Raw genomic sequence first — 17,737 nt, forward strand, 5'->3', positions numbered from 1 at the left:
CATGTCCACCACCACGCTCGAAGCCCCCGCCGCGACCCCGGCCTTCCAGCAGGTCAGCCTGGCCCGCAAGGTCAAGAACGGGATCGCGACCACGCTGGTCTGGTTGTCGTTCCTGGTCGCCGTCGTCCCGCTGGTGTGGGTGCTCTACACGGTGATCGCCTACGGCATCAAGCGCATCCCGTACAGCAACTGGTGGAGCCAGGACTTCGGCTCGGTGCTGTCCGACGAGGTCGGCGGCGGCGTGCTGCACGCCATCGTCGGCACCCTGCTGCAGGGCCTGGTCTGCGCGATCATCGCGGTGCCGATCGGCATGCTCGTCGCGATCTACCTCGTCGAGTACGGCCGCAACGGCAAGCTCGCCAAGGCCACCACGTTCATGGTGGACATCCTTTCGGGTGTTCCGTCGATCGTGGCGGCGCTGTTCATCTACGCGCTGTGGATCACCACGCTCGGCCTGCCGCGCAGCGGTTTCGCCGTGTCGCTGGCCCTGGTGCTCCTGATGATCCCGGTGGTCGTCCGGTCGTCGGAGGAGATGCTGCGGATCGTCCCGGACGACCTGCGCGAGGCGTCGTACGCGCTGGGCGTGCCGAAGTGGAAGACGATCATGAAGATCGTGCTCCCGACGGCGCTGTCCGGCATCGTCGGCGGCATCATGATGGCACTGGCCCGCGTCATGGGCGAGACGGCGCCGCTGCTGGTGCTGGTCGGCTACTCGGCCTACACGAACTGGGACATCTTCCACGGCGAGCAGGCGGCCCTGCCGCTGCTGATGAACAACGAGCGCGTCAGCAACCCGATGGACCCGGGCTCGGTCGGCTTCGACCGGATCTGGGGCGCGGCGCTGACCCTGGTGCTCATCATCGCCCTGATCAACCTCCTCGCCACCGTGTTCGCGCGCCTTGTCGCCCCGAAGAAGAAGTGAGCTGTAAGTCATGGCCAAGCGAATCGACGTCAAGGACGTGGACATCTACTACGGCAAGTTCCACGCCGTGGACGGTGTCACCCTCTCGGTGCCGCCGCGCAACGTCACCGCGTTCATCGGCCCGTCGGGGTGCGGCAAGTCGACGGTGCTGCGGACGCTGAACCGCATGCACGAGGTCATCCCCGGTGCCCGCGTGGACGGCCAGGTGCTGCTCGACGGCGAGGACATCTACGCCTCGGCGGTCGACCCGGTCCAGGTGCGCCGCACGATCGGCATGGTGTTCCAGCGTCCCAACCCGTTCCCGACGATGTCCATCCGCGACAACGTCGTGGCCGGGCTGAAGCTGGGCGGGACGAAGAACCGCAAGACGCTCGACGAGATCGCCGAGCGCGCCCTGCGCGGCGCGAACCTGTGGAACGAGGTCAAGGACCGCCTCAACAAGCCCGGTGGCGGCCTGTCGGGCGGTCAGCAGCAGCGGCTGTGCATCGCCCGCGCGATCGCGGTCCAGCCGGACGTGCTGCTGATGGACGAGCCGTGCTCGGCGCTGGACCCGATCTCGACGCTGGCGATCGAGGACCTGATCGGCGAGCTGAAGAAGGACTACACGATCGTCATCGTCACGCACAACATGCAGCAGGCGGCGCGGGTGTCCGACCAGACGGCGTTCTTCAACCTCGCCGGGGTCGGCCAGCCGGGGCGGCTGGTGGAGCTCAACGACACGGAGAAGATCTTCTCCAACCCGGACGAGAAGGCCACCGAGGACTACATTTCCGGCCGCTTCGGCTGAGCAGCCGTGGCCCGGAGGGCCTTTCCCGCCGACGCTCGGGGCCGGCGGGGAAGGCCCTTCGTCCATTGTGGATCACCGTGCGGGCCGGTAGCGCAGCGTCAGGATTCCCGACGCCCACGCCTTGCTGTCCACCAGCTCCAGCCGCGTGCGCTGCTCGGTGAACAGCGGCTGCCCCGCCCCGATCGCCGTCGGGTAGAGCTTGATCCAGTACTCGTCCACCAGTCCGGCCCGGACGAACTGCTGCACGATCGACACCCCGCCGAAGAGCACCATGTCCTTGCCCGGCAACGCCTTCAGCGCCGCGACCTCCGCTGCGAGGTCCTCGCCGGCCAGCCGGTGCGGCGCGGCCACCTCCGCGAGTGACCGCGAGAACACCACCTGCGGCGTCGAGATCATCCACGTCGCGAAGTCGACCAGCTCCGCCGGGCTCGCCGGGTCGCTCGCCTGGGCGCGGAAGTTCTCCTCGATGCCGTGGTGGAAGGCCCGGCCGGTGAGGATCGTGTCGACCCGCGAGCGCATCTCGCCGGACAACGCGATGTTCATCTCGGGGTCGAACAGCATCCAGTCCAGCTCGCCCGCCGGGCCGGCCAGGTGGCCGTCGAGGGTCAGGTTGACGTAGAGGATGACGTTGCGCATGTCCGGCTCCTTCGTGAGTGTGCTGTCACCCGTTGAGAGACACCGGCGCCGCGAAACTCATCGGTGCGCGCAAAAAAAGCCCCTGACCAGGGAGGTCAGGGGCCTTTCCGGCCGGCTCAGATGTCTTCGCCGGAACCGTAGCCCGGCATCTTGCCGGTCACGACGAAGATCATCCGCTTCGCCACGGACACCGCGTGGTCGGCGTAGCGCTCGTAGAAGCGGCCGAGCAGGGTGACGTCGACCGCCGCGGCCACGCCGTGCGGCCACTCGCGGTCCATGATGACCGTGAAGAGGTGGCGGTGGATGTCGTCCACCTGGTCGTCGTCGGACTCCAGCGTCTTCGCCGCCTGGATGTCCTTCGACTTGATGACCTGCTCGGTCTGGCGGGCCAGCTTGACCGCGACCTCGCCCATCTCGGCGAAGTACGGCCGCACGGCCTCCGGCAGCACCGGCTCGGGGTGACGGCGTCGCGCGGCCTTGGCCACGTGCAGGGCCAGGTCGCCCATCCGCTCCAGGCTCTCCGCGGCGTGGATCGCCGCCAGCACGGTACGCAGATCGGTCGCCACGGGCGCCTGCAGGGCCAGCAGGGCGTACGCCTGCTCCTCGCACTGGGCGCGGGCGTCGTCGACCTTGGCGTCGTCGCTGATCACCTGTTCGGCGAGACTGAGGTCGACCTCCAGCAGTGCCCGCGTGGCGCGCTCCATGGCGTCGGCGACCTGGACCGACATCGCGGCCAGGTGGTCGGCGAGCTGTTCGAGTTCGACATGGTAAGCCTCACGCATGGCCCAACCCTACGGCCAACCGTGACCAAACACCGCATCGCCGGGTGAACCGCACGTGAACCCGGACTAACGATCCTCGCGGATCAGCCCGTGGTGCCGCTCTTCTTGCTCGTCGTGGACTTGGACGTGCTGGTCTTCGGCTTCGACGTGCTCGTCGGCGGGGCCTGCTCGCTCGCCGGGACGGGCGCGTTCGGGTCGGGCAGCGGGGTGTTGTTGCGCAGCGCGTCGAAGAGGGCCTTCGTCTTGCTTCGGACCAGCACCTCGTTGCCGCGGCTGTTGGCCATGCCCGTCGTCGGCACGGTCAGGAATGCGATCTTCGACGGGTCCAGGCCCTTCATCGACTGCGCCAGCGTCATCATCTGCTTGACGCCGAGGTTGTCGCCGAAAGTGGCCTTCGCGAAGGCCGTGATGAAGTCGCTGAGCTTGCCGGGATCGAGCACGACGTCCGACGACATGACCTTCTTGAGCAGCGCGCCGATGAACTCCTGCTGCCGCTTGATCCGGCCGTAGTCCGACGTCGGGTCGTTCTTGACGTGCCGGGCGCGGACGAAGTTCAGTGCCTGGTCACCGGAGATGGTGACGTCGCCGGTCTGCAGCAGCACCTTGCCGAGGACGCTGTCGTCGATCGGGATCTCGTTGTGGATGGTGACGCCGTGCACCGCGTCCACCATCTCCTTGAAGCCGTTGAAGTCGATGCCGACGAAGTGGTTGATCCGCAGGCCGGTGAGCTGCTGGATCACCTTGGTGACGCACGCCGGGCCGCCGACCGCGTACGCGGTGTTGAGCTTGGCGATCTTCTGCTCGGGGACCTTCTCGTCGGTCGTCTTGTTCTGCGCGGGGTCCCAGCGCTGGCACTCGGGACGGTCGATCTCGAGGTCGCGCGGGAACGAGGTCACGACGACCCGCTTCCGGTCGGCCGGGATGTGCGCCACCATCACGGTGTCGCTGCGGGCGCCGGGAGTGCTGTCGGCGGTGCCGACGCCCTCCTCGGCGGACGCGCCGTCCCGCGTGTCGGAGCCGACCATGAGGAAGTTCTCGTCGTTGGCCTGCGCGTCGGCGTCCTGGATGTCGGCGGAGTTCTCGTCGAGCGCGGAGACCTGGGTGAACTTGGCGTCGAAGTAGGTCTGCGCGCCCCAGGCGCCCCCGATACCGAGGAAGACGAGGCCGGCGACGACGGCCGCGGCGATCCGGCCGAACCGGGCCGAGCGTTCGACCTTCCGGGCTTTCTTCTCCTGGAGCCGGGTCTGCGCGGCCGATTCGGCCTCTTCCTCGGCCGAGGGGGTCGGAGCGACGACGCGCTGAAGGGCGGTCCGCGTGCTCTCGATCAGCGACGCCGGGGAGAGCCGCTCACGGCGTTCGCGCCGCTTCGCCTCCTCGGCCGCCATCTCGTCGTGCGCGGCGGAGAACCGGGCGAGGGTGTGGTCGATCTTGCGCCGGTACTGCGTGGCCTCGTCGATCGCTTCCATCTCGTCGGTCATGGTGAGCGGATCGAGAGCGGCCCGCGGCGGAACGCCACCGACGGGCGGACGCTTCTGCGTGGGCGCATCCGGGCTGACCCGGTTCTGGGCTGCGGCGTCAGCCGCGGGCCGGTTCGGCGAGTCGGCTGCTGCTCGGTTGGCGGTCGCGGTTTCGAGCGCTTCGGGTGCGGGGCGCCTGGCTGCGGTGGTGGCGGCTGAGGGCCGCTTCGCGGCCTGGGCGTCGGGCGCGGGTCGCGTCGGGGTCGGCGCGTCGGGGCCGGGCCGGTTGGTGGCCGGGGCGTCGAGCGCCGTCCGAGGGGTGTCAGGCGCGAGCCGTTTTGGCCCTGTCGCGTCGGGTGCAGGCCGGTTGGTGGCCGGGGCTTCGGGTGCAGGCCGCCTACCTGCGGCAGTGGCGGGTGTGGGCCGCTTGGCCGCTGCGGTGTCGGGCGCGGGTCGCTTCGGGGCCGGCGCGTCGGGGCCGGGCCGTTTGGTGGCTGGGGCGTCGGGTGCGGGGCGCCTGGTCGCCTGGGTCTCCGGCGCCTGCCGTGTCGTGAGCGCGGGGCGGCCGGGGGCCGGAGCGTCCGGTGCGGGCCGCGCGATGCTCGTCGGGCGCTTTGGCGTCGGCGAGTCCGGCGCCGGCCGCTTGCGGGCCGGGGGCTCCGGGGTCGCCGCGTCGGGGGACGCCAGTGGGCGGCGGGGGCGGCGGGGCGGGGGCGGTGCCGCCGAGGTTTGCTGCGGGCCCGGGTTGGCCGCCGGGGGGCGGCGCTGGAGCGGGGCCTCCGGCAGCGGGGCCGCCGCCGTCGTGCGGCGCCCTTGGCGGGGCCGGGGTGGGCGCGGTTGACGTGTGCCGTCCGTGGGTACTTGGTTCTCTGCGCGAGGCTGCGAACGCCCCGGTGCCTGCGCGGCGGGAGGCTCGGCGGCCCGGTGTCCCGGCTGGTCGGCACGGCCCTGCGGCTCGCGCGACGGGAGCGGGCGGACGCCGGTGGACTTGGCGACGACGTCCGAGACGCTGATCCCGCCCTGGTCCTCCATCGACCGGCGCCTGCCGGTGCGGGGCCGCGCGGGACCGTCCGAACGGCGACCGGTTCCCGGGCTGTCGTGCTCGTCCGGCACTCGGTCTCCTTTCGCGCGATCGAAGGCGGGGCTGACTTGGCCGTCTTCCCCCGCGAGAGGTGATCGTTCCCCCGGAGGTTTTCGTTATCGTACGGATACCCCCCGTTCGTGACGACACCCTCCCGGAATTTCTTCACCTTGAGTCGACGAACGGCCGCTCGCGGTCGACAAACGGGTGAAGCATGCCCGCGGCATTCCGGAGTAATGCGCCGTTTACGTTACTCAGAGTGGGTTATTAACCGGGTGCTTTGCGCGTCGTGATAGGCGACTTTGTTCCGTCCCGCCCGTTTCGCCGCGTACAGCAGGTGGTCCGCGTTGCGCAGCTGGTTCTCGGGCAGCGTCGGCGCGTCCGGCCCCTCATGGGCCACGCCGGCGCTGATGGTCACGCGCAACCCGGGTTGCAGCTCTGACCAGGGATGACGGGCGACGCGCAGCCGCGCGGCCTCCACGATGCGGAGCGCGTGCCCGGCGTCGACCCCCGGCAGCCACAGCACGAACTCCTCGCCGCCGTAGCGGGCGCAGAAGCCGTCCGGCGGCAGCTCTTCCTGGAGGAGGTCGGCCACCCGGCGGAGGACGCGGTCGCCGACGAGGTGACCGTACGTGTCGTTCACGTGCTTGAAGCGGTCGAGATCGACGAGCGCGATGCCCAGCGCCGGCCGCGGCTGCCGATCGGTGAACGGTCCGTACAGGCGTTCGTCCAGGTAGCGGCGGTTGTAGCTGGACGTCAGCGCGTCGCGCAGGCTGCCGTCGCGGGCGATGTCCAGCGCCGAGCGGAGGTGCTGGTAGGCGCGACGCCAGTCGCCCTGGGTCGCGAACAGGCGGGCGATGGCCTCGTGGATGCGGAGCAGGTCGGGCTGCTGCGGGCTCGGGCGCAGCACGCCTTCGTCCTCGGCGACCATGCCCACCTCCACCACGCATTGGTTGTCGTCGTAGAGGAGGCCGTGCTTGAGGCACGGGTACGGACGAAGGTGAATTTCGCTCAAACGAGAGTCGAGCAGTGACTCTCCGGAGTTGACTGGTCAGAGTCCAGAGAATGGCTCAATGCTCTTGAGCTGGGAAAACTGGTCTTTGGCCCAGTAACTCACATTAGCCGTCTCATCGTTCAGTAGCTCTTGGTAATCGGCCCACGGGACCCAGCGCCAGTCGCCGACCTCGGCCGGGTTGGGGTCCGGCTCGACGTCGGTCCGCGCGGCGAAGACCGGGCAGAACTCGTTCTCGACGATCCCGTGGAACGGCGGCGTCCGGTAGCGGTACTTCGGCAGCACGCACCGCAGGTCCGTCAGCGACGGCAGGCCGAGCTCGTAGGCCGCCCGCCGGTGGACAGCGTCCTCGAGGGATTCACCCGGCGCCGGGTGACCGCAGACGCTGTTGGTCCAGACCCCTGGCCAGACCTTCTTGTGCAGGGCGCGCTGCGTGATCAGCAGCGCGTTGTCCGCGCGGCGCAGGACGTAGCACGAGAAGGCCAGGTGCAACCGGGTGTGCTCGTGGTGGCTGGCCAGCTTCGGGCCGGTTTCGCCGGTGGGCACGCCGTCCTCGGTGACGAAGACGATCTGCTCGGTCTCGGTTTCGGTCGCGATGTCCACGAGTCCAGTGAACACGACCGGCCGTGGTGGGCCGTACCGCGAGGCGGGTGGGTTACCGGCGCTCCGCCCGGCCGGGTGACGGCCCGCTACCGCGCGTCGAGGTGCTCGACGATGAGCGACGTGACGGCCTCCGGGGTCTCTTCCGGCGCCCAGTGCGTGACGTCTTCGAGCATTTCGAAGCGATACGGGCCGGTGACCCAGTTCGCGGTGTCGAGCGCGGCGGTCGAGCCGAACGAAACGTCCTCGGTGCTCCAGATGTACAACGTCGGCACCGGGATCTTGCCGATCTTCCCGCCCGGCCGGCCCGCGCGGTACCAGTTGAGCGCGGCGGTGAGCGCGCCCGGCTCGGACAGCCGCCGGACGTAGTCGTCGACCTTGGACGGCGGCACGCGCCGCTCGAACATGTCCCGCAGCGCCCGGGCGTCGTTCTCCAGCATCCGGCGCTCGGTGACGCGGGTCTGCCGCCACTCCGTCATGTAGCGGGTGCGCAGGTGCTGGTCTTCGTCGTTCTTCATGGCGTCGGCGAGCGCGGCCGGGTGCGGGGTGGAGACGACGGTGAGGCTGCGCAGCCGGTCCGGGTGCGCGTCGGCGGTCCACCACGCGACGGCGCCACCCCAGTCGTGCCCGACGAGGTCGAACTTCGGCCAGCCCAGCCGTTCGGTGATCGCGACGACGTCGCCGACGAGGTGATCGATCGAGTAGTCGCCGGCCTGCTCGGGCCGCACGCCGGGCGAGTAGCCGCGCTGGTCCGGCGCGACGGCCCGGTAGCCGAGCACGCCGAGGGTGGCGACCTGGTGGTCCCACTCGACGGCGGCCTCGGGGAAGCCGTGCAGCAGCAGCACGGGCGGCCCGTCCTCGGGCCCGGCGGCGATGGCGTCGAAGGAACCGGCCTCGGTGGCGATGCTGATGTGGTCGATCACGCGCCCGAATCTACTTCGCCCGGCTGAACGCCCGATGTCCGGTCAAAGGCGCTTGACGACGCAACCCGGTCCGAGCAGGTCCGCGCCCGGCACCGTCGTGTCCAGTCCGACGTAGACGGTGAGGTCCGACCGGCCGGCGAGCGGAGTCAGATCGGCCCAATCCGGGTTGCCGAGCGAGAGGAGCCGCAACTCGGTGAGGCCGGACAGCAGGCCGAGGTCGAGTGGCGCGGTGCCGGAGAGCCGGAGCGTCTCCAGGCGCGTCAGGTCCGCGATCGGCGCGAGGTCCGCGCCAAGGCAGCCGTGCAGCTGCAGTTTCGTCAGCGTGCCCGACCACCGGGTGAGGTGGGAAATGTCGCGAAGCGCCGACCACCCCTCGAAGTGCAGTTCCTCCGGCGAGTCCAAAAAGGACAAGGCGGAAAGGTCCGGCAGGTGGAAGACGTGGTTCAGTTCGAGGGACCGCAGGCGCCGCAACGGGGCCAGCTCCGCCAGCCGGTCCGGCTGGTTGACCCAGCTCAGCTGCAGCCGCCGGAGGCCGGGCAGATCGGCCAGCCGAGCCCAGCCGTGCGTCTCGACTTCGGCGGTCAGGCGGGTCAGGCCGGGGACCTCGGCGAGCGGGGCCACGTCGACCGACTGGGGCAGCGGGTCACCGAGCAGCGCGACGTGCGTCAGCGGGGTGCCGGCCAGCGACGGCAGGTCGAACCCGGCGAGGTCCTGTACCCGCAGCTCACGCAGGCGAGGCAGGCGACGGACGAAGTCGAGCCGTCCGTAGCCGTCGTCGAACAGGCAGAGCAGCACTTCGAGGTGACGCAGGTGTTCCAGGCCCGCCAGCATCGCGGGGTCGTACACGCTCAGGCAGCCGGACGGGAGCGGCGTGTCGGCGAGCACGTGCTCGGCGAACTCGGCCGGGTCGAACCGCGGGTACGCGGCGATCAGTTCGTCGACCACGGCCGGATCCTGCGCGCCGCCGTAGCCGGCCAGCAGCTCCAGCGCGGCGGGTCCGCCGATCAGGGCGGCGGCGCGCACGGTCGCCGCGGCGGCCGCGGGGTCCGCGGGCACCGGCCCGGCCAGCAGGTCCAGCACGAACTCGCCCGCGGCGGCCAGGGATTCGGCGGTGGCGAACGTCTTCGGCGGGATCAGCGCCGACGTGCGCGCCTCGATCTTCGCGCGCAGCCCGGCCGGCAGCTCCGGTGACGTCTCCAGGCAGGCGAGGGCGACCAGGGCGTGCGTGAGCTTCTCCGGTCCGGGAGCCAGGAGTCCCTCCAGCAGCTTGACCCGCTGCGCGGGATGGGCGTGCCCGGCGGCCAGCACGACGACTTCGCGCCACTCGTCGCGGTGCGCGTTCGCCACCAGCACGCCGATGTCGTCTTCCTCGACCGCGGCCTTCGCCGCGAGGTACTCGCCGAACGTCCGGTGCACGAAGTCGATCCGGCCCGGAACCGGTTCACGCAGCACGCCGCCGCGATCGAGGACGTGCCGGAAGACCTGCTGCGGACTCGCTGTCACTTGGCCCATCGCCGCCAGCTTCGCCGCGAACCGCGCTTCGGCGTCTTCGGCCGCGACGTCCGTGTGGCCGTTGCGGACCAGCCAGTACGCGAGGTGACGCAGCAGCACCAGCTTCTCGGTCAGCGACAGCCGGACCTCGGGCTCGATCCGCCGTTCGACGTCGCGGCTGTCCAGCAGCATGCGCAACGCGACTTCGTACAGCTCCATGCGGTTGTCCGGCAGGTGGCCGTTGCCCTCGTGGTGCAGTGCGCAGAGCAGCGCGCACAGCAACGGGTTCTCGGCCAGCCGCCGCACCGCGCTGCGCGTGGCGATGGCGGCGATCAGGGCATCACGCCGCTCGTCGAGCGCCTCGCCGGGCATCGCCGCGTGCCAGCGGGTGACGAACGTCCGGACGTCCCGCTGGGTCATCGGCTGCAGCCGGACCTCCGTGAAGCCCTCGGCGGCCAGCCAGCCGGGCTCGACCGCCGCCGGGCGGGTGGTGACGACGAACCGGGCCCGCGGAAACGCGTCGATCAGCTCGCCCAGCCAATCACGGACCTCCGGGCGGCGTTCCGCCGGCAGCTCGTCGATCCCGTCGACGAGCACGACGGCCCGGCCCTGCCGCAGCCGGTCGTGCACCCAGCCGTTCGGCATCTCGTCGGCGATGTGCCTGCCGACCTCGTCGAGGAACCGCTCGGGCGCCGGCAGCCGCGACCGGCTGAACCGGCGCAACCGCACCAGGAACGGCTCGAGACGGGACCAACCGTCGACCGCCTCGAGCTGCCGGCTCGCGCATTGCACGGCCAGCCATTGCAGCATCGTCGTCTTGCCGGAGCCCGCTTCGCCGCGCAGGAGGATTCGCCGGGTACCGGGCAGCACGTGCTCGATCCGTTCGGCGGGCGGCCCGTCGTGGTCGGCGCTGACGCTCAGGCTCAGGTACGCCACCGATAGTGGGTACAGCCGGGTCGCGTCGGTCAGGCCCGCGCCGAACAGCGCCATCCGATCCAACGCCGTCACGACCTGACGCCGGAAATCCGCGGCGAAGTCGTCGGGGTGACGGCGTTCCGGCAGCGCCGCCAGCACGTTCCGGACGGTTTCGAGGATCTCCGTCTCGCGGCGGAGGATCTCGACGAGCGCGCCGGGCTGGAACCGCGGCAGCGTGCTCGTCACCTGCACCACGTACGCGCAACACTCACGAAGCACGCGGCGGTACAACTCGGTCGCGTCCGCCGAGAGGAGTGCATCGGCGGGAGCCGTTTGACGCAGGTATCGGTACAGGTACGCCGCGTCGAGGTCGGTCGCGAAGAGGTCGTCGTCCGTCAGCGCCGCACGCTCGAACGTCTCGTGTACCGCTTCCACCGCGGCGACCCGTTCGTTCTCCGGCAGCCCGCGGAACTCGGCGTCGAGGAACGGAAGCAGCCGGTCGGCCACCCGCGACTCGAGGTTGGTGAACAGCAGCCGCAGCTTGCGGCGGTCGTTGAGCCCGGTGACCTGCTTCTCCAGCAGGTCGAGCGCCTTGGCCGAAGCGTCGGCGGCGATCGGGCGGTCACCGAGCCAGATCTTCGCGGCGGCCTTCACCACCGCAGTCGTCAACGCGATCGCCGAGGCTTCGAGGCTCACCGAACCGAGCTTATCCGAGCACCTCCTCGGTCGTGGCTAGCTGCACCAGTGGGCCGTACAGCCGCATGACGTCCAGCGCCTTCGCGTGACTTTCGTCGTCGGAGCCCGCGCACGCGTCGGACACCACCGTCACGGCGACACCCGCGTCGGCGGCGGCCAGCGCCGTCGACAGGACGCAGCAGTCCGTCGACACGCCCGCCAGTACGAGGCCGGCGCCGCCGACCCGGGTGGCCATCCGGGGCGTCCACTTGCCGAACGTCGTGGCGTCCACCGTGGACGTCGGTTGGAACGCGCCGACCACCTGATACAGCGGTGCATCCGGCGGCTGCAACGCGAAGGGCCACCGCTCGTAGTACTGCTTCCACGCCCCTTCGGGACGCGCGGGGGCGACGAACCGGGTGAACACGACGTCGTCGCCGAACGCCGTCACCAGGCGGCGGATCGGCGCCACCACCTCGGCGAAGCGCGGCGTGAACCACTCGCTCACCGGATCGGCGAACACGTTCTGCAGGTCGATGACCGCCAGGACCGGCTTCACGCCGCCTCCTGCGCCCGCACGCGCTGCCGCGTGAGCAGGGTGGCGAGAAAGCCCAGCGCCAGGGCCACCAGGACGCCGAGGTTCGCGAACGCCCACGAGCCGTCCCGGCCGCCGAGCCCGAACGGCTCGAGGAGATATCCCTGCCACCGCAACCAGTCCGCGGACGTGTTCGTCACCAGGCCCCAGCCGATCGCCGTCGCCACCAGGACCAGCGCGATCGGCCCGATGCGGACGTCGCCGTACCGGCCGGCCGGGTCGAACAGCTCGCGCTCGGCGTAGTCACGGCGCCGCAGCAGGACGTCCGCCAGCATCACCCCGCACCAGGCCGCGACCGGCACGCCCAGCGTCACCAGGAAGCCCTGGAACTGGCCGAGGAACTCGCCGCCGAAGAACACGATGTAGACGGTGCCGAGGACCATGAGCACGCCGTCGACGAACGCGGCGACCGGCCGGGGAACGCGCAGGCCGGCCGACAGCAGCGCCAGCCCCGACGAATAGATGTCCAGCACGGCACCGCCGACCAGGCCGAGCACCGCGACGATCGCGAACGGCACCAGGAACCACAGTGGCAGCAGCGTCGTCAGCGCCCCGATCGGGTCGGCCGCGATCGCCTTGTTCAGGTCCGGTGACGAGCCGGCCAGCAGCAGCCCGAACACCAGCAGCACCAGGGGCGCCACGGACGCGCCGAACGTCGTCCAGCCGACCACGCCCCGGCTCGACGACGATCGCGGCAGGTAACGCGAGTAGTCCGCCGCCGCGTTGACCCAGCCGAGGCCGAACCCGGTCATCAGGAACACCAGCGCGCCGACCCACTGCTGCGCCGAGCCGGACGGCACCGCGCTCACCGCGGCCCAGTGCACGTCGCCGGCCACGAGCACGACGTAGACGACCGTGAGGACGCCGGTGATCCAGGTGGTCCACGTCTGCAGCTTCATGATCGCGTCGAAGCCGAGCACGCCGGCGGCGACGGTCAGCGCGGCGACCACGACCAGCGCCACCACCTTCGTCGGTGTCCCGCCGCCCCAGCCGAGGCGTTCGAAGACCGTCGACGTCGCCAGGGTGGCCAGCGCGGTGAGCACGGTTTCCCAGCCGACGGTGAGCAGCCACGAAATCGCCGACGGCAGCCGGTTGCCGCGGACGCCGAAGGCCGCGCGCGAAAGCAGCATCGTCGGCGCGGACCCGCGTTTGCCGGCGATGGCGATGAACCCGCACAGCAGGAAGGAGAACAGCACGCCGATCACACCGGCGACCAGCGCCTGCCAGAACGAGATGCCGAAGCCGAGGGTGAACGAGCCGTAGCTGAGCCCCAGCACCGACACGTTCGCGCCGAACCACGGCCAGAACAGCTGGCGCGGCCGTCCGCGGCGCTCGGCGTCGTCGATGACGTCGAGGCCGTTGGTCTCCACCTTGAGCTTGCGTTCGGTAGCGGTCATGGCCGGTCCTTGGTGAGTAGGCGGTCGATCTCCTTCCGGCGCGGCGCGGTGGCCGGGCCGCGGCGGGTCACGGAGAGCGCGGCCGCCGCGTTGGCGCGCACGGCGGCGTCGAGGAGCGTGGTGCCGCGCAACAGCTCCGCGGCCAGCACGCCGCAGTGCGTGTCACCGGCGCCGTTGGTGTCCACCGCGTCGGCCGGGAAGCCCGGTACGTCGGTGATCCGGCCGTGTTCGTGGAGCCGGCATCCCTTCGCGCCATCGCGGACGACGGCGACCGGCGGGAGCTGCCCGAGCACCTCGGCTTCGCGGGCGCTGCAGCTCAGGATGTCTACTGTGGACAGAATGGCATGGAGGTCTCCTCGGTGGATGTCGGCCACGAGCGGGCCGGGATCGAACAGGACCCTCGAGCCGGGCAGCCGGGGAAGCCACCCGAGGAGAGCCGCGCGATTGGTCTCGTGCAACAGACTGTAACCCGTCACGTACACCACGTCGTCGTACTTTGGGACGACTTTGCCGAGCGAATCGGCCGTCAGCCGTCCTTCGGCGCCCGTCCCGGTCGCGAAGGTCCGCTCACCGACCCCATCGACCAGCGTGACGACGACGCCGGTGTCCAGTCCCGGCGCCGGTTCGTGGGCTAGCTCGATGCCTTCCGCGGCCAGCGCCGCCCGCGCGAGGTCCCCGAAGGGGCCGGTGCCGTGGCTGCCCACGTAGAGGACGCGGGCGCCGGACCGCGCGGCCGCGGCCATCACGTTGAACCCGCCGCCGGGCAACAGGTCCGTCGACGACGCGAGGACGTCGCCGCCCCGCGGCGGCAGGGCCGGTACCGCCATGACCAGGTCGAGGACGACCTGCCCGGTGTGCACCAGCCGCCCGGTCACCGGCGGCGCAGCTCGAGGAGCTGGTCGACCAGCGGGCCGAGTTCGAGGTCGTTCACGGTGCGGACGGTGTCGACGACGTCAGCGGGAAACGCGCCGACGCCGTGTGCGGCACCGAGCATCGCCCCGCAGATCGCGGCGACGGTGTCGGTGTCGCCGCCCAGCCCGGCGGCCAGCCGCAGCGCCGCGGGCGGGTCGTCGCCCAGGGCTTCGGCCAGCGCGAACGCGGCCACGACGGACTCCTGCGCCGCGACGGACGTGCCGATCACGCGCGCGACCGCGTCCGCGACGGCATCCGGCGCCATGCCCCGCACCCAGCCGCGCGCCCAGGCGATCCGGGCGGCGATCTCCCCGCCGGGCACCCAGTGCCCGCGGTCGCCGCCCACGACCGCGGCCCGCTCACCGGCGTCGAGCGCTTCGGGCAGGCTCGCGCCGTCGACGCCGGCGGACACGGCGGCCGCGACGGCGACGGCCGAGGCGATGCCGAGGCTGGTGTTGTGCGTGACGCGCGCGGTCGCGACGACGGCGTCGACCAGGCGGTGCAGATCATCCGAAGGTGTCGCGATACCGACCGGCGTGACGCGCATGGCGGCGCCGTTGGTGGTCCCGCTGCGGCCGGCCTCGTCGGCGGGGACGCCGTCCTGCAGCCGGGAAAGCGCGCGTTTCGTCGACGGCCCGAGCAGGTCCGCGGAGCCGCGGCGGACCATGTCGGCCTCCCAGATCAGCAGCGCGTCGGCGAAGACGTGCGGGTCGACGGTGCCGCGGCCGTCGATGAGCAGGCGCGCCAGGAGAACGGCCTGCTCGGTGTCGTCGGTGACCGAGCCGGCCGGCATCGACGGCGCGACCGGCTGCTCGGCGACGGCGGTGAGCAGGCCGGTGACCGGCCCGTAGGCGGCGGCGATCGCGGCGCGGGACATCGACTGCGTCGGCATCCCGAGCGCGTCGCCGACGGCCAGCCCGGTGAACGCGCCGAGCGCCCGGTCCCGCGCGTTCACCGGTGCCCGAAGGTGAGGTGGAACTGGAACCGGTCGGGGTCCAGCAGGCTGACGACGCGTTCGACGAGCCTGCCCTCGATGTCGACCGAGGTGCGCGCGGCGCGGAGGAACAGCTCGCCGATGCTGCGGCCGAGCAGTTCGGCCGCGCAGGCGTCGAGCCGTTCGGTGCTGATCCACTGGTCACCGCCGACCGAGACGCGGCCGGCGGCTTCGAGCGTCTTGGTGAGCGAGCCGTCCCGCAGGCCGGTTTCCGGCAGGTCGGCGAGCGGTCCGGTGGCGGGCACGGTGGCGGTTTCGAGCGAGATCCCGCGGCCGCGCTCGCGCCGCAGCCGCCGCACGGCGACGTAGGCCGGCTCGCCGAACTCCTCTTCGAGGGCGCGGTCTTCGACCGTCTCGATGCCGATGAGCTCGGTGGTGACGGGAGCGCCGGCGTCGGCGAGGGCCTGGGCCCAGCCGATCCGCTGGTCGAGCTGGACGCCGTCGAAGGTGACGAACGAGCCGACGCCGGCCTGGGTGGAGATGAGCTCGAGCTGCTGCAGCTCGGAGAGGGCGCTGCGGACGGTGCCGCGGCTGACCTGGTACTGCAGGGCGAGCTGGTGCTCCCCCGGGAGGCGTTCGCCGTGGGCGAGGCGGCCGGAGCGGATCAGCTCGGAGAGGTCGCCGACGAGCCGCTGCCGCTTGCTGTACATGTACACACCTGTACGCCCATGGTTCGCGCAGGTCAAGCGGCGACGAGGGTCCGTTCGGCGTCGGCGGCGATCAGCTTGCCCGCCCGCTCGGCCACCTTCCCGCCGGCGACCATCATGATCGCGAAGGCACCCACGAAGATGACGGTGCTCAGCCACACCATGGTTTCGACGGGCAGCGTGAAGGCGCCGACGACGCGGGCGGCGGACTCGAGCACGAACCCGGCGCCCCAGATGACGCTGGTGCGGCGCATGATCCGCCGGAACTCCGCGGTGCCGCTCAGCCGGTCCCACGCGGCTTCGTTTTCCGCTTTGCCGCGGGTGAGGAACGGCTGGATCGTCTTGGTCATGATCGGCGCCGCGGTGCACGCGGAGGCGAGGATGACGAGCCCGGTGATGCCGCTGCCGACGGAGTCCTTGGCGATCATCATCCGGGCGTCGCCGGTCACGAAGGTCAGCAGCATGCCGACGACGTTGGTGACGAGCACGACCAGCGCGAGGCCGTTGAGCGTGCGGTCCTTGGCGAACTGGTGGAGCGTCCGGCCGAGCGGGACGGCACCGCTGAGGGCGAGCGAGAGGAAGACGCTCACGCCGAGCGCGTGGAGCCCGTAGTAGACGCCGATGGGAACGGCGATGTCGATGGCGAGCGACTTGAGCGGGGAACCGGAGTTCGTCATGAGGAAAGCTTGTCGCGGCGAGGGGTGCGGAACGGATGCCGTCCGCCACGACTTCGGCGTGACAGATGTCAGGGCCGCGTCGGCGCTAGCCGCCCGAGTGCATGTCCTCCGCCTCGGGGACGCAGTCGTCGTCCGGGTCGTCCAGCCAGCCGTGCGGGAGCGTCACCTTGCCAGGGGAGCCCTGACGTCCGCGAGGCCCGGTCGCCGCCGCCGGGAACGGGGCGTCGTGGTCCAGCTGGGCGATCAGGTCGTCGAGCTGGTCCATCGAGCTGACCATCGCGAACCCGCGCCGCAGCTCCGAGCCGACCGGGAAGCCCATCAGGTACCAGGCCATGTGCTTGCGGATGTCGCGCATCGCCTTGTCGTGGCCGTCGTGCTCGACGAGCAGTTCCGTGTGACGGCGCAGCACGCGGGCCACCTCGCCCAGGTTCGGCGGGGTCGGCAGCGGGCGTCCGGCGAACGCCGCCTCCAGCTCGCCGAACAGCCACGGCCTGCCGAGGCAGCCGCGGCCGACGACCACGCCGTCGCAGCCCGTCTCCGCCACCATGCGCAGCGCGTCGTCGGCGGTGAAGATGTCGCCGTTGCCGAGCACCGGGATGCTGGTCACGGCTTCCTTCAGCGCGGCGATCTTCGTCCAGTCGGCCTGCCCGGAGTAACGCTGCGCCGCGGTGCGGGCGTGCAGGCTGACGGCGGCGGCACCCTCGGCCTCGGCGATGCGGCCGGCGTCGAGGAAGGTGTGGTGGTCGTCGTCGATGCCGATCCGGAACTTCACCGTGAACGGCACGTCCCCCGCGGCCTTCACGGACTCGCGCACGATGGCCTCGAACAGCTTCCGCTTGAACGGCAGCGCCGCCCCGCCGCCCTTGCGCGTCACCTTCGCGACGGGACAGCCGAAGTTGGAGTCGACGTGGTCGGCCAGCCCTTCGCCGACGATGATCCGCACCGCTTCGGCCATCGTCTTCGGGTCGACGCCGTAGAGCTGCATGGACCGGGGTTTTTCGTCGGCGCCGAAGGTCATCATGTGCATGGTCCCGGGATGCCGTTCGACGACGGCCCGCGCGGTGATCATCTCGCACACGTAGATGCCGGCGCCGTACTCCTGGCACAGCTGCCGGAAGGCGACGTTGGTGATCCCGGCCATCGGTGCGAGCACGACCGGCGGATCGACCTCGTAGGGGCCGATCTTCAGGGCGGGCTTGCTCAAGGTCGCGGTCACGTCCTCCATTGTCGCCTG

16 protein-coding genes are annotated in these 17,737 nt (G+C 71.1%); 2 read left to right on the forward strand and 14 right to left on the reverse strand.

What is annotated here, in order from left to right:
• The first annotated feature begins 1 nt into the window (after position 1).
• Together pstA and pstB are read left to right on the forward strand one after the other, a co-directional pair.
• Positions 2-922, forward strand: coding sequence for a phosphate ABC transporter permease PstA (gene pstA / locus BT341_RS07795; protein ID WP_072475634.1), 921 nt, complete (start codon positions 2-4; stop codon positions 920-922).
• Between the two features lie 10 nt (positions 923-932).
• Positions 933-1,709 (forward strand): phosphate ABC transporter ATP-binding protein PstB, encoded by a 777-nt coding sequence (gene pstB, locus BT341_RS07800; RefSeq protein ID WP_072475635.1) that lies wholly within the window; start codon positions 933-935, stop codon positions 1,707-1,709.
• 72 nt (positions 1,710-1,781) lie between these two features.
• Here the strand turns inward: pstB and BT341_RS07805 are convergent, their stop codons facing one another.
• From BT341_RS07805 to dusB, 14 genes are all read right to left on the reverse strand, one after another.
• Positions 1,782-2,345 carry a dihydrofolate reductase family protein gene (locus BT341_RS07805; protein ID WP_072475636.1) on the reverse strand — a complete coding sequence of 188 codons (564 nt, stop codon included), beginning with the start codon at positions 2,343-2,345 and terminating at the stop codon, positions 1,782-1,784.
• Between the two features lie 116 nt (positions 2,346-2,461).
• The gene (phoU, locus tag BT341_RS07810; RefSeq protein ID WP_072475637.1) at positions 2,462-3,127 is read right to left on the reverse strand and encodes a phosphate signaling complex protein PhoU; all 666 of its coding nucleotides are present in this window, start codon (positions 3,125-3,127) and stop codon (positions 2,462-2,464) included.
• Positions 3,128-3,210: 83 nt separating this feature from the next.
• Positions 3,211-4,605, reverse strand: coding sequence for an LCP family protein (locus BT341_RS07815; RefSeq protein WP_072475638.1), 1,395 nt, complete (start codon positions 4,603-4,605; stop codon positions 3,211-3,213).
• A gap of 1,310 nt (positions 4,606-5,915) precedes the next feature.
• Entirely contained in the window at positions 5,916-6,596 is a 681-nt protein-coding gene (locus BT341_RS07825; RefSeq protein WP_072475639.1) for a GGDEF domain-containing protein, read from the reverse strand.
• 120 nt (positions 6,597-6,716) lie between these two features.
• Positions 6,717-7,280, reverse strand: coding sequence for an isopentenyl-diphosphate Delta-isomerase (idi, locus tag BT341_RS07830; protein ID WP_072475640.1), 564 nt, complete (start codon positions 7,278-7,280; stop codon positions 6,717-6,719).
• 86 nt (positions 7,281-7,366) lie between these two features.
• Positions 7,367-8,200, reverse strand: coding sequence for an alpha/beta fold hydrolase (locus tag BT341_RS07835; protein WP_072475641.1), 834 nt, complete (start codon positions 8,198-8,200; stop codon positions 7,367-7,369).
• 42 nt (positions 8,201-8,242) lie between these two features.
• Complete coding sequence (locus tag BT341_RS07840; RefSeq protein ID WP_072475642.1) at positions 8,243-11,302, reverse strand: NACHT domain-containing protein; 3,060 nt, start codon at positions 11,300-11,302, stop codon at positions 8,243-8,245.
• A gap of 10 nt (positions 11,303-11,312) precedes the next feature.
• Positions 11,313-11,840, reverse strand: a complete 528-nt coding sequence (locus BT341_RS07845) for a cysteine hydrolase family protein (protein ID WP_072475643.1) — start codon at positions 11,838-11,840, stop codon at positions 11,313-11,315.
• Complete coding sequence (locus BT341_RS07850) at positions 11,837-13,273, reverse strand: purine-cytosine permease family protein (protein ID WP_072475644.1); 1,437 nt, start codon at positions 13,271-13,273, stop codon at positions 11,837-11,839. The genes BT341_RS07845 and BT341_RS07850 overlap by 4 nt, the downstream gene beginning before the upstream one ends.
• Positions 13,270-14,148, reverse strand: a complete 879-nt coding sequence (locus tag BT341_RS07855; RefSeq protein ID WP_072475645.1) for a PfkB family carbohydrate kinase — start codon at positions 14,146-14,148, stop codon at positions 13,270-13,272. The genes BT341_RS07850 and BT341_RS07855 overlap by 4 nt, the downstream gene beginning before the upstream one ends.
• Complete coding sequence (locus tag BT341_RS07860; protein WP_072475646.1) at positions 14,145-15,140, reverse strand: ADP-ribosylglycohydrolase family protein; 996 nt, start codon at positions 15,138-15,140, stop codon at positions 14,145-14,147. Before BT341_RS07860 ends, BT341_RS07855 begins: the two co-directional genes overlap by 4 nt.
• Positions 15,137-15,829 (reverse strand): GntR family transcriptional regulator, encoded by a 693-nt coding sequence (locus BT341_RS07865; RefSeq protein ID WP_072475647.1) that lies wholly within the window; start codon positions 15,827-15,829, stop codon positions 15,137-15,139. Before BT341_RS07865 ends, BT341_RS07860 begins: the two co-directional genes overlap by 4 nt.
• A 32-nt stretch (positions 15,830-15,861) precedes the next feature.
• Positions 15,862-16,503 (reverse strand): VC0807 family protein, encoded by a 642-nt coding sequence (locus BT341_RS07870; protein WP_072475648.1) that lies wholly within the window; start codon positions 16,501-16,503, stop codon positions 15,862-15,864.
• An 85-nt stretch (positions 16,504-16,588) separates the two neighbouring features.
• Positions 16,589-17,728, reverse strand: coding sequence for a tRNA dihydrouridine synthase DusB (dusB, locus tag BT341_RS07875; RefSeq protein WP_072475649.1), 1,140 nt, complete (start codon positions 17,726-17,728; stop codon positions 16,589-16,591).
• Between the last annotated feature and the right edge of the window lie 9 nt (positions 17,729-17,737).

This window comes from Amycolatopsis australiensis, from assembly GCF_900119165.1.
Classification (GTDB): domain Bacteria; phylum Actinomycetota; class Actinomycetes; order Mycobacteriales; family Pseudonocardiaceae; genus Amycolatopsis; species Amycolatopsis australiensis.